11 protein-coding genes are annotated in these 12309 nt (G+C 64.3%); all 11 read left to right on the top strand.

Annotated elements, in window-relative coordinates; genetic code table 11:
• Positions 1-31 precede the first annotated feature (31 nt).
• On the top strand, positions 32-1219 hold the full coding sequence (gene glf, locus AC1DRO_RS12770; protein ID WP_476951078.1) for a UDP-galactopyranose mutase: 1188 nt from the start codon (positions 32-34) through the stop codon (positions 1217-1219).
• Entirely contained in the window at positions 1216-3213 is a 1998-nt protein-coding gene (locus AC1DRO_RS12765; RefSeq protein ID WP_476951077.1) for a glycosyltransferase, read from the top strand. The genes glf and AC1DRO_RS12765 overlap by 4 nt, the downstream gene beginning before the upstream one ends.
• A 1-nt stretch (position 3214) precedes the next feature.
• Positions 3215-4096: an ABC transporter permease gene (locus AC1DRO_RS12760; RefSeq protein ID WP_476951076.1), complete on the top strand. Its 882-nt coding sequence runs from the start codon at positions 3215-3217 to the stop codon at positions 4094-4096.
• On the top strand, positions 4097-4822 hold the full coding sequence (locus AC1DRO_RS12755) for an ABC transporter ATP-binding protein (protein ID WP_476951075.1): 726 nt from the start codon (positions 4097-4099) through the stop codon (positions 4820-4822).
• A 91-nt stretch (positions 4823-4913) separates the two neighbouring features.
• Positions 4914-6203, top strand: coding sequence for a nucleotide sugar dehydrogenase (locus AC1DRO_RS12750; protein ID WP_476951074.1), 1290 nt, complete (start codon positions 4914-4916; stop codon positions 6201-6203).
• 48 nt (positions 6204-6251) lie between these two features.
• Positions 6252-6848: an acyltransferase gene (locus AC1DRO_RS12745; protein ID WP_476951073.1), complete on the top strand. Its 597-nt coding sequence runs from the start codon at positions 6252-6254 to the stop codon at positions 6846-6848.
• Positions 6845-7936: a DegT/DnrJ/EryC1/StrS family aminotransferase gene (locus AC1DRO_RS12740; RefSeq protein ID WP_476951072.1), complete on the top strand. Its 1092-nt coding sequence runs from the start codon at positions 6845-6847 to the stop codon at positions 7934-7936. The genes AC1DRO_RS12745 and AC1DRO_RS12740 overlap by 4 nt, the downstream gene beginning before the upstream one ends.
• Position 7937: 1 nt before the next feature.
• A complete protein-coding gene (locus AC1DRO_RS12735) occupies positions 7938-8933 on the top strand; it encodes a Gfo/Idh/MocA family oxidoreductase (protein WP_476951071.1) in 996 nt (331 codons plus the stop codon).
• Positions 8930-10093 carry a glycosyltransferase family 4 protein gene (locus tag AC1DRO_RS12730; protein WP_476951070.1) on the top strand — a complete coding sequence of 388 codons (1164 nt, stop codon included), beginning with the start codon at positions 8930-8932 and terminating at the stop codon, positions 10091-10093. The genes AC1DRO_RS12735 and AC1DRO_RS12730 overlap by 4 nt, the downstream gene beginning before the upstream one ends.
• Positions 10090-11211, top strand: a complete 1122-nt coding sequence (locus AC1DRO_RS12725; RefSeq protein WP_476951069.1) for a glycosyltransferase family 4 protein — start codon at positions 10090-10092, stop codon at positions 11209-11211. Before AC1DRO_RS12730 ends, AC1DRO_RS12725 begins: the two co-directional genes overlap by 4 nt.
• A complete protein-coding gene (locus AC1DRO_RS12720) occupies positions 11204-12304 on the top strand; it encodes a glycosyltransferase family protein (protein ID WP_476951068.1) in 1101 nt (366 codons plus the stop codon). The genes AC1DRO_RS12725 and AC1DRO_RS12720 overlap by 8 nt, the downstream gene beginning before the upstream one ends.
• Positions 12305-12309: the final 5 nt, after the last annotated feature.

Below are 12309 nucleotides of genomic sequence, written 5' to 3'. Positions count from 1 at the left end.
TGCGCTGCCCGCATTCGAACCAGGAGAGTTTGTGACCGCTGACCTCGTCATCGTAGGGTCGGGCTTTTTCGGCCTGACAATCGCAGAACAGGCCGCCACTGAGCTGGGCTTGAAGGTAGTCGTCATCGACCGCCGGCACCACATTGGCGGCAACGCCTACAGCGAAAAGGAAGAGCAGACCGGCATCGAGGTGCACCGCTACGGTGCCCACCTCTTCCACACGTCCAACGACCGCGTGTGGGAGTACGTGAACCGCTTCACGACGTTCACGAACTACGTCCACAAGGTCTACGGCGTGCACAAGGGCGAGGTCTACTCCCTGCCCATCAACCTGGCTACGATCAACCAGTTCTTCCGGTCCAACCTGACCCCCGGGCAGGCCCAGGAACTGATCAAGGAGCAGTCCGGCGAACTGGCCGGCACCGATCCGCAGAACCTGAACGACAAAGGCATCCAGCTGATCGGCCGCCCGCTCTACGAGGCGTTCATCAAGCACTACACCGGCAAGCAGTGGCAGACGGATCCGAAGGACCTGCCCGCGGGCATCATCTCCCGCCTTCCGGTGCGCTACAACTACGACAACCGGTACTTCAACGACAAGTACGAGGGCCTTCCGACCAACGGCTACACGGCGTGGATCGAGAAGATGGCCGAACACCCCAACATCGAGGTCAGGCTCAACACGGACTTCTTCGATGAGTCCCACGAGTACAGCAAGGGCAAGGTGGTCGGCAACATCCCGGTCGTCTACACCGGACCCGTTGACCGCTACTTCGACTACGCCGAAGGCGATCTGTCCTGGCGCACCATCGACTTCGAAGAAGAGGTGCTCGACGTCGGGGACTTCCAGGGCACGTCGGTAGTGAACTACAACGACGAAGACGTCGCGTACACCCGCATTATCGAGCCGCGCCACTTCCACCCGGAGCGCGACTACCAGACGGAGAAGACCGTCATTATGCGCGAGTTCTCCCGTGCCGCTGAGAAGGGCGACGAGCCCTACTACCCGATCAACACGCCGACAGACCGCGATCGGCTCCTCAAGTACCGCGACCTGGCCGCGGCCGAGCAGGATGTCCTCTTCGGCGGCCGCCTCGGTACCTACAAATACCTGGACATGCACATGGCGATCGGCTCGGCCCTGACCATGTTCGACAACAAGATCCGCCCGCACTTCGAAGGCGGCGCCAAGATTGAAAGCGGGGGAGTGGACGCATGAGCGCCGCAACCGACACCCAGGTAGAGTCCGCCCAGCAGTGGGACACCCTGCAGCGGGTCATCCTGCCCAATGCCAGCCAGATGGACACGGTTCCCCTGTACATGGACATGGGCACCGCGACCGGCATCCAGCTGCCCACGGTCGGTGACCGCGGCGGAAAAAAGGCTAAGCCCCAGACCTACAGCAGCTCCACCAAGGAAGCCCACGTCGAAGACTTCCTGTCCCGAAGCTCCACCAAGGTCAGGTCGGGGGAACGGGTGTCGTTCGGCACCTACTTCAACGCCTTTCCGGCGAGCTACTGGCGCCGCTGGACGACCGTGGACAATGTCCGGCTTCAGGTTCGCACTCAGGGCGTTGGATCGGTCATCGTCTACAAGTCCAACGCCCGCGGATCCCTGCAGCGCGTCGACACGAGGCGCGTCGCAGGTGCGGCGGAGAACACCTTCGAGCTGTCCCTGGCGCCCTTCGGCGACGGCGGCTGGTACTGGTTCGACCTCGTAGCGGGCTCCGAACCGCTCGTCATGGTCGACGCCGAATGGCAGGGCCCCGCCGTTGACAGCACGCCCGGCTCGGTGACCCTCCAGATCACGACGCTGAACAAGACCGACTTCTGCCTCAACAATCTCCGGCTGCTGGCCGAGAACCCCGATGCGCTCAAATATGTCCAGGAGATCCTGCTGGTAGACCAGGGCACCCAGAAGGTCCAGGACGCAGACGGTTACGCCGAGGTCCGGGATTCGCTCGACGGCAAGCTGCGGATCATCAACCAGTCGAACCTCGGCGGCTCCGGCGGCTTTGCCCGTGGCATGTTCGAGGCCGTCGAAAACGGCAGTGACTACGTCCTGCTCATGGACGACGACATCGTGGTCGAGCCTGAAAGCATCATCCGCCTGCTCACCTTCGCGGACCGCTGCAAGACGCCCACGATCGTCGGCGGCCACATGTTCGACCTGTACAACCGGACGGTTCTCCACACGTTCGGCGAAGTGGTCAACCCCTACCGCTTCCAGCCGACATTGCCGAGCGAGGACATGGTCCTCGGGCACGACTTCCTGTCCTCGAACCTGCGCCAGACCTCTTGGCTGCACCGCCGCTGCGACGTGGACTACAACGGCTGGTGGATGTGCCTGATCCCGACCTCGGTCATCCGCGAAATCGGCCTTTCACTGCCCCTGTTCATCAAGTGGGACGACTCGGAATACGGACTGCGCGCCAAGGCACACGGCTTCCCGACAGTTTCCCTTCCGGGTTCGGCCGTGTGGCATGTGTCCTGGATCGATAAGGATGACCTCGTAGGCTGGCAGGCTTACTTCCACGCACGTAACCGGATCGTGACGGCCCTGCTCCACAGCCCCTACGAACATGGCGGCCGCGTTGTGCGCGAATCGCAGTACGCGGACATCAAGCACCTCGTGTCAATGCAGTACGCGACCGCGCACGGCCGTGGCTGGGCGATCGAAGATGTGCTCAAGGGGCCGTCCGGGCTGCCGGAACGGCTACCTTCGAAGTTGCCCGAAATCAGGACGATGATGGCCAGCTACTCCGACTCGATCTTCCGCGCGAATCCCGACGAGTTTCCGACACCCAAGATGGACAAGCCGCCGCGCCACGGGCACGGTGTGTCCCAGCCGTCCAAGATCACTCTTCTGCCTTGGGCAGCCAAGACAGTCGCACGGCAGCTCTTCCGTCCAGTGGGTAAGACGAGCGCGGAACGTCCGCAAACCAGCATTGCACATCAGGATAACCGTTGGTGGCGGATCGCGCAGTTCGACAGCGCCGTTGTCTCCAACGCGGAAGGAACAGGCGCCTCTTGGTACAAGCGGGACCCCAAGCGCGTGCGGGAAATGCTCACCGACAGCAGTCGTCTGCATGCCGCACTACTGAAGGACTGGCGGTCGCTGAGCAAGCAGTACAAGGCGGCGATGCCGGAGCTTACGTCCCTGGATTCCTGGAAGAAAATCTTCACCGAACACACCCAGAGCGAAGTGAAATAGAGTGACAACCACGATTTCCGGGGAATTGACCCGCCCGGGTCTCGGTGGTGGATTTCGGGATCTTCGCCAGTCCAGTTTTCTGCTGAAACTGCTGGTCCGCAAGGAACTGAAGGTCCGCTACCGCGGCTCCGTTCTGGGTATCCTCTGGTCCTATGTGAAGCCCGGTGTGCAGTTTCTCGTGTTCTACGTGGCCTTGGGCGTCTTTCTTGGCCTGGAACGCAGCGCACGCAATCCGGACGGCCTCGCGAACTATGCCGTGTATCTCTTTTCCGGAATCGTGCTGATCAACTTCTTCTCCGAAGCTCTCGGGAACGCCGCACGATCGATCGTGAACAACGGCAACCTGATCAAGAAGATCTATCTTCCCCGGGAGCTGTTTCCGGTGGCGTCGGTCTGGGTGTCGGCCGTGCATTTCTTCCCCCAACTCGTTGTCCTCGTGATCGGGTGCGTCTTTGCCGGGTGGCATCCGGACGCTTTCCAGCTCTTGGCGGCGTTGGGCGGATTCGCCATAGTGGGCTTCCTGGCCACCGGGCTCGGGCTATTATTTGGGGCCGCCAACGTGTATTTCCGCGATTCGGAGAACCTCGTTGACATGCTCCTGATGGTGGCCACCTGGGCATCGCCCGTCATGTACTCCTGGACGATGGTGCAGTCAAAGCTGGGGCCGGGTCTCTTTGCCATCTACCAGGCAAACCCAATCACGGTGGGCGTCGAGTTGTTCCACTATGCGTTCTGGTACCCCACCACTGACGGTTCTGCCGCGATGCCGCCGGATCTCTTCAGCCTGTGGCTGCCGGTCGGCCTCGTCATTTCACTCGTGGTCCTGGCACTGGGACAGTTAACTTTCCGGCGGCTCGAGGGCCGCTTCGCTCAGGAGCTGTAAATGGCAAACGCGATCGAAGTTTCCAGTATCAGCAAGGAGTTCGTGCTCCGCCACACCCGTTCCATCAAGGAAGCGGTCGTCTGGCTGGTGAAAGGCCGCAAAGGTGACCTTTCCAAGAAGTTCCACGCCCTGAAGGACGTCTCCCTGATGGTGGAAACGGGGGAGACCGTGGCGCTGCTCGGCCTCAATGGATCCGGAAAATCGACCCTGTTGAAGCACATCTCCGGTGTCATGCTTCCGGATTCCGGCAGTGTATACACACGCGGCCGCGTGGCTGGCCTGATTGAGGTCGGAGCGGGATTCCATCCTGACCTGTCAGGGCGCGACAACGTCTACCTCAATGGTGCGATCTTGGGGATGACTGAAAAGCAGATTAACGAGCGGTTCGACGCGATCGTGGAATTCTCCGAAATTGGGGAATTCATCGACACGGAGGTCAAGTTCTATTCATCTGGCATGTACCTGCGCCTGGCTTTCTCCGTGGCAGTTCACACCGACCCCGAGGTCTTCCTGATCGATGAGATTCTCGCCGTCGGAGATGAACCTTTCCAGCGCAAGTGCATTGCCAAGATTCAGGAACTGGCAGAAAAGGGCAAGACGCTCGTCGTCGTCAGCCACGACTTGGACCTGGTTTCCCGGATCTGTGCCCGCGGTGTCCTGCTTGAGCACGGAAATGTATTGTTCGATGGGCCGATCAGCGAAGCGGTAAGCAGGCTCCGCAGCTAGTCGGCAGACTCCGCTGCCGCGCGGCAGCCGCTAGTGTGGAGGCAGGTCCTTCGGCCCTGCCATCAGGCATGAGAGAAAAGGCACGAGAATCGTGAAGATTGCTGTAATTGCGTTGGGTAAGATCGGCCTGCCCTTGGCCGTCCAGTTTGCATCCAAGGGTCATGAGGTCGTCGGCGTCGACGTGAACCGGCAGGTTGTCGACCTCGTCAACGCCGGAATGGAACCATTTCCTGGCGAAGCCCGGTTGCAGGAACAACTTTCCGAGCTGGTGCCGGCAGGAAAGCTCCGGGCGACGACCGATTACGCGGATGCGGTCCCCGAAGCGGACGCTGTAGTTCTCGTTGTGCCGCTGTTTGTCGACGCGGACGCGAATCCTGATTTCGGGTGGATGGACGCGGCCACCGCCGAACTGGCAAAGCACCTGACCCCTGGCACCCTGGTCTCCTACGAAACCACCCTCCCGGTCGGCACCACCCGGACCCGGTGGAAACCGGCACTGGAATCGGCCTCGGGCCTGGTCGAGGGGCAGGACTTCCACCTCGTGTTCTCGCCGGAGCGCGTGCTCACCGGCCGGGTGTTCGAGGACCTGCGCAAGTACCCCAAGCTGGTAGGCGGACTTTCCGAAGAAGGGGCAGCCAAAGCGGTCGAGTTTTATCAGGCCGTGCTCGACTTCGACGAGCGGACTGATCTGGCCCGTCCGAATGGCGTCTGGGACCTGGGCTCCGCCGAGGCGTCGGAGATGGCGAAACTGGCGGAAACCACCTACCGCGATGTGAACATTGGACTCGCGAATCAGTTTGCCCGCTATGCCGCCACGGCAGGCATCGACATCTACCAGGTCATCGAGGCCGCCAACTCCCAGCCCTACAGCCACATCCACACGCCGGGAATCGCTGTCGGAGGACATTGCATCCCGGTGTATCCGCGGTTGTACCTCTGGAACGATCCGGAAGCCACGGTGGTGCGCGCAGCCCGCGCGGCCAACGCCGACATGCCGTCCTACACCATCGGGCTGCTCGAGGGAGCTTATGGCGACCTGGCAGGTGCCCGCGTGGTGGTACTCGGCGCTGCGTACCGCGGCGGCGTCAAGGAGACGGCATTTTCCGGTGTCTTCGACGCCGTCAAGGCACTCGAACTGCGCGGCGCCGCTGCCCTCGTCCATGACCCGCTGTACACCGACGAGGAACTTCAGAAGCTGGGCTTCCAGCCCTACCACCTGGGGGAGTCCGCAGACGCGGCCGTAGTCCAGGCGGACCACGCCGGGTACCGCACGCTGGGGCCGCAGGACCTCCCGGGTGTCCGGGTGTTCATCGACGGCCGCCGGGTGAGCAGCCCCGAGGCGTGGGACGGCGTCCAGTACCGCGTCATCGGCAAGGCATGACCCCGGTAGATTCGCCGATCACTTCTTCCCTTTCACAGGAGATCCACGATGAATAACATTGCCCCGAGCGCTGATGTTTCGGACCGCGCCGTGCTGGGCGCCGGCACCAAGATATGGCACCTGGCCCAGGTGCGCGAGGACGCCACCTTGGGTGAAAACTGCATTGTCGGCCGCGGCGCCTACGTGGGCACCGGTGTCCACATCGGCGACAACACCAAGATCCAGAACTACGCGCTGGTCTACGAGCCCGCCAAGCTGGGGAAGGGCGTCTTCATCGGACCCGCAGTGGTCCTCACGAACGACACCTACCCCCGCTCCGTCAGCCCAGATGGATCGTTGAAGAGCGCGCACGACTGGACCCCGGTGGGCGTCACCATCGAAGATGGTGCGTCCATCGGCGCTCGAGCCGTCTGCGTGGCGCCGGTGACGATCGGACGCTGGGCGACCATCGCCGCAGGCGCTGTCGTCACGAAGGATGTGCCCGCCTTCGCCTTGATGGCCGGAGTACCGGCCAAACGGCTCGGTTGGGTCGGGAAGGCCGGCTTCCCGCTGCGTGAGGTGGACGGGTTCTGGGTGTGCCCCGAGACGGGCGCCAAATATGTTGAAGAAGAAAATTTCCTGAAAGAGGCAGAGGACAACGCATGAGCCTGGACTTTATCCCCGCAGCAAAGCCGATCATCGGCGATGAAGAGCGGGCGGCCGTAGATGCCGTACTCGCCTCCGGAATGTTGGCCCAAGGCAAGCAGGTAGCGGAGTTTGAAACCGAATTCTCTTCGGTGCTCGTGGACGGGCGCGCGGCCGTTGCCGTGAACTCCGGCACCTCCGGCCTCCACCTCGGTCTCCTCGCCGCCGGCGTTGGGCCTGGCGACGAAGTGATTGTGCCGTCCTTCACCTTTGCCGCCACCGGCAACGCGGTGGCACTGACCGGCGCGACTCCGGTCTTCGCTGACATCGAGCTGGACCACTACACCCTGGATACAGACCACGTCGCTTCGCTGATTACGGAGAAGACCAAGGGCATCATGCCGGTCCACCTGTACGGCCACCCCTTCGACGTCGAGGGCCTCGGCCGGCTTGCCGCGGGGCGGGGCATCGATCTCTATGAGGACGCAGCCCAGGCCCATGGAGCCAGTTTTAACGGCAAGAAGGTGGGCAGCTTCGGCACCTTCGCCATGTTCAGCCTGTACCCGACCAAGAACATGACCTCCGGTGAGGGCGGCATGGTCACGACGTCGGACGCCGCCGTCGAGCACAAACTTCGGCTGTTGCGCAACCAGGGTATGGAGAAGCAATACGAGAACGAGCTCGTCGGCTTCAACGCCCGCATGACTGACCTCCACGCCGCCATCGGCCGCGTCCAGCTCACCAAGGTGCTCGGCTGGACCGCGCAGCGGCAGCAGAACGCGGCATTCCTCGACGCCAACCTGGAAAACGTCGGAACCCCGGCAGTCAAGGCCGGGGCGGGCCACGTCTACCACCAGTACACCATCCGGGTTCCCGAGGACCGCGACGGGCTGGCCAAGGCGCTGCGGGATGAGTACAACATCGGAACCGGCGTGTACTACCCGGTCCCGAACCACCGGCTTCCGTCCTTCAACCGGACGGAAGACCTGCCCAACACGGAGACGGCCGCCAAGGAAGTGCTCTCCCTGCCGGTTCACCCGTCCCTGAGCCAGGACGACCTCGAGCGGATCGTCGCTGCTGTCAACGCCGTGGCAAAGGCCGGTGCCTGAGATGGCGAATCTGCGCGTCGGCCTGATCGGGCTGGGAATGATGGGCCGGCACCATGCCCGGGTTCTTCGCGAGTTGCCCGGCGTCGATCTGGTGGCTGTGGCGGACGCCTATGGCGATCCGCACGGCGTGGCCGGGGGCCTGACGGTGCTGTCCTCGGTGGAGGAGCTTATTGCCCAGGGCCTGGACATGGCGGTCGCCGCCGTCCCCACGGGGATGCATGAGGAAGTTGGTCTGGCTCTGGCCGAGGCCGGCGTCCACACTCTCGTGGAGAAGCCGATTGCCGAAAGTGCCGCGGCGGGCCAACGCCTCGTGGATGCTTTCGATGCCAAAAATCTCGTTGGGGCTGTGGGCCACATCGAGCGGTTTAATCCTGCGCTGCAGTCGCTGCGGAAGAGGATTGAAGCTGGCGAGCTCGGTGAGGTTTACCAGATTGCCACACGCCGGCAGGGTCCCTTCCCGTCGCGCATCGCCGACGTCGGGGTTGTGAAGGACCTGGGCACGCACGATATCGACCTGACCGCCTGGCTCGCCCAGAGCCGCTTCGAGTCGATCTTCGCCCATGTCACCACACGCAGCGGCCGCCCGCATGAAGACATGGTGGCGGCGACAGGGCAGTTGGAATGCGGCGTCATCACCAATCACCTGGTGAACTGGCTCTCCCCCATGAAAGAGCGCCTGGTAATCGTCACCGGCGAAAAGGGCGCTTTCGTGGCCGACACGGTCACGGCGGACCTGACGTTCTTCGAAAACGGCACCGTAGCCACGGAGTGGGACTCAATGGCCGCCTTCCGGGGTGTTTCCGAGGGCAACATGACCCGGCTTGCAATCGCCAAACCCGAACCGCTGCGCACGGAACACGAGGCCTTCCGCGACGCCGTCCTGGGGCTGCGCAATGACGTCGTGACCATGCGCGAAGGCCTGGACACGCTGTGCGTTGCCGAGGCCGTGCTGGAGTCCGCGCGCAGCGGGCAGATGGTCAAAGTCGACGCCTCATGACGGGCCGTCCCCGTTTGAGGGTCGCGGTCGCCACCCGGCTTTTCACGCCCGAAGTGGGGGCCGCTGCCTTTCGTCTCCAGGCCCTGGTAGACGGGCTGGTGGCGGCGGGGGCGGAAGTCCACGTCGTGACCACCCGCGCCCCCGGCGGGGCCTCGGCCGGCAGTGTCCCGTTCGGAATCAGCCGTTGGCCCGTATTACGGGACCGGGGCGGCAATGTCCGCGGCTATCTCCAGTACCTGAGCTTCGACATACCGGCCTTCTTCCGCCTGCTGGTTCAGGGTGCGGATGTAGTTGTCTCCGAACCGCCACCCACCACCGGACTGGTGGTGGCCCTCAGCAGCTGGCTCCGCCGCCGTCCGTTCGTGTACTACGCTGCGGACGTGTGGAGTGAAGCGCTGTCCGCAACCGACGTGCCCGGCGTCGTCATCGGCATAATGCGGCGTGTCGAAGGTTTCGTGCTGCGACGTGCCGCCTGCGTCATCGCCATTTCTGACGCCGTCGCCGAGCAAGTCGAGAAGTTCGGCGTGCCGGCGGAGCGGCTCCGTGTGGTGGCCAACGGGGTCGACACCTCGGTCTTCAACCCCAAGGGCGAGGCCGCGGCCAGTGACCGGCCTTATTTCGCCTACACCGGAACCATTTCAGAATGGCAGGGAGCCGACGTTTTTGTCCGCGCCCTGCCGATCGTGCAGGGGAAATATCCCGACGCCGAGATCCGCTTTTTCGGGCAGGGCACGGATGAGCAGGCCCTCCGGGCGCTGGCGGCCGAGGTCGCTCCTGGAAGCGTGGTGTTCGGCGGAGTCGTTCCGCCCCGGCAGGCAGCGGACTGGCTTCGGGGAGCCGCAGCAGCACTCGTCAGCATCAAACCAGGCCAGGGCTATGACTTCGCCAAGCCGACCAAAATCTATGCGGCCGCAGGCTGCGGGACTCCGGTGATTTTTGCCGGGGCCGGCGAGGGGGCAGCAGTGGTGGCTGGAAACGGACTCGGCGAAGCCGTCGACCACGACCCCCATGCAGTGGCGGCGGCAATGATCGCCGCGCTCGAAACCGACGACTCCGGCCGTGGACACCGCTCGCAGTGGGTGGCGGACCACGCTTCCCTCGCGGCGGCAGGGCAGGCCGCGGCGGCCGTCATTGCCACGGTGGCGAGGACCCGCCGATGAAGATTCTTGTGGTTACCACCTGGTTCCCCAGCGCGGGCTCGCCGGCCCAGGCCCCCTTCAACCTGGAGCACGCGAAGGCGATCCAACTCCGGCACGACGTCCGGGTGCTGCATGTGCGGCTGGGCAGCAGGCTGCCCGCGGGCGCAGAATCATATGCCGGCCTGCCTGTGCGGCGGGTCTCCCTCGACCCCCGCCGGCCGTGGACGGCACTGTCTGTGCTCCGCATGCTGCTGCGGGAAAGCTCGACGGCGGATGTGCTGCACACGATGGCCTTTTCCTCGGCACTCGTAGCGGCCCTGCCAGCGGTCCTGCGACGGATCCCCTGGGTTCACTCGGAGCACTGGAGCGGTGTCACGAACCCGCGGAATGTCGCCGGGATGTGGCCACGTTTTGCCTGGTTGCGATGGGTCCTGCGTCTTCCCCACGCCGTGACCGGAGTGACTGCGGAACTCGTGGAGAAACTGCAGGCGTTCGCACGGCCACAGGCTGCCGTGCTGGTTCCCTGCGTCGTTGCCAACGAGCGCCCGCTGCAGCCGCTGCCCGCCGGGGAAGGGCTGCGCCTGGCCGCTGTTGGCGGGTTGGTTCCGGGAAAGCGCCCGCTGCTGGCCATCCGGACCGTGGCAGCGCTGAAGGAATCGGGCCACGACGTGCACCTCAGCTGGGTGGGGGAAGGACCCCTCCGGAGGGAGGCCGAAGAACTGATAGATCAATTGAAGCTCTGCGGGAACGTCACACTGGTCGGCGCGGTAGCACCGGCCGAAGTCTTCGCCTTCTTCGAACAGGCCCATCTATTCTTCCTCCCGACTGCGCATGAGAACTTCTTCACGTCGGCGGCCGAGGCCCTCTCCGCCGGCCGGCCCGTCGTCGTTCCACGAGTAGGGGGATTCACCGACTACGTGACACCAGCGAACGGCGTCCTGGTGAACAACGCTTCGCCGGAGTCCCTGGCGGCCGCGATCGTGGAGGCCCGCCGGACCTTTGCGGAGGTGGAGCCCTCCACCATCGCTGAGCCCATCCGGGCCAGATTCAGCCGAACCACTGTCGGCCGGCTCTTCGAGGACGTCTACGGCCGGGCGTTCGCCACCGCAGGACACACAGGACGGAGCCGAGGTGAATAACGGTGCAACCGGTGCAGCCCCGGCGGTGGACGTGGTCATCGCAGTGCACAGCAGCACCCGGCCCGTGGCAAGGGCGCTCGCCTCGATTGCGGCGGCCGGCCTGGAGTTGAACGCCCCGGAAGGAGTCCGGGCCACGGTCGTGTGCCACAACATCGCCAGGGACGAGATTTCCAGGAACGTTCCACCCGAGCTGGCTGCTGCCACCAGGTTCCTGGAACTCCGGGACGGGATTCCCAGCCCGGCCGGGCCGTTCAACTATGCGCTGCAGCAGGCCACGGCCGAATTCGTTTGCATTCTTGGCAGCGATGACTATCTTGAGCCTGGCGCTCTTCGCCAGTGGCTGGAGCTCGCTCGCAGCCACTCCTCCGCGATGGTCATCGCCCCGCAGCGACATGCCGGCGGGGCGCTGGTGCGGACTCCACCGGTCCGGGTCGGCAGGCGGTTCGATCTGGATCCGGTCAAGGACCGCCTGAGCTACCGCACCGCCCCACTGGGCCTCCTGCGACGCAGTGAAATTCAACGGCTCGGCCTTGAATTCAGCGCGGATCTGCGGACGGGGGAGGACCAGATATTCTCTGCCAAACTATGGTTCGGCGGCGGCCGGATCGACTACGCCCGGGGGGCCGGCAAATACGTAGTTGGCGCCGACGCGGAGGACCGGGTCACCGGTCAGCGACGGGAGATAGGCGAGTTGTTCGCCTTTGCCCTGGAATTGGTTGCCGACCCCTGGTTCGTGGCGCTTCCCCTGGCCCAGCGCCAGGCCCTGGTCACCAAGGTGCTCCGGGTGCACGTATTTGGCGTAATTCTCCCCCGCGCGGACCAAGGCGGCTGGACGGATGCGGAGCGCGAGGAACTCGCGCGCGTGGCCGGTACGCTGCTGGCCGCGGCGCCGGGGGCGGATCGGCCTTTGTCCCTGGCGGACGCCCGGCTGCTCCGCAACATTCTTAGCCCTGGCCCGTTGGCCGAGATGTTGGCAGCGGCAGCATCGCGCCGCAGGTTCGGGCGGCCGCATACCCTGATCGCGTCGACCCCGGCGGCGCAGCTGCATCCAGAAGCGCCGCTGCGGTTCATGGCGGCGTCCGCGTTGCTTTAAAGCAG

The sequence above is a fragment of the Arthrobacter sp. P4_F11 genome (genome assembly GCF_056401395.1).
Note: the sequence above shows the minus strand (reverse complement) of the source record. Positions and strands in the feature narration are given on the sequence as shown.

Coding starts and splice junctions, on each gene's coding strand:
- AC1DRO_RS12755 (WP_476951075.1), top strand. CDS start 4,097: ATGGCAAACGCGATCGAAGTTTCCAGTATCAGCAAGGAGTTCGTGCTC.
- AC1DRO_RS12740 (WP_476951072.1), top strand. CDS start 6,845: ATGAGCCTGGACTTTATCCCCGCAGCAAAGCCGATCATCGGCGATGAA.
- AC1DRO_RS12725 (WP_476951069.1), top strand. CDS start 10,090: ATGAAGATTCTTGTGGTTACCACCTGGTTCCCCAGCGCGGGCTCGCCG.
- AC1DRO_RS12765 (WP_476951077.1), top strand. CDS start 1,216: ATGAGCGCCGCAACCGACACCCAGGTAGAGTCCGCCCAGCAGTGGGAC.
- AC1DRO_RS12735 (WP_476951071.1), top strand. CDS start 7,938: ATGGCGAATCTGCGCGTCGGCCTGATCGGGCTGGGAATGATGGGCCGG.
- AC1DRO_RS12745 (WP_476951073.1), top strand. CDS start 6,252: ATGAATAACATTGCCCCGAGCGCTGATGTTTCGGACCGCGCCGTGCTG.
- AC1DRO_RS12730 (WP_476951070.1), top strand. CDS start 8,930: ATGACGGGCCGTCCCCGTTTGAGGGTCGCGGTCGCCACCCGGCTTTTC.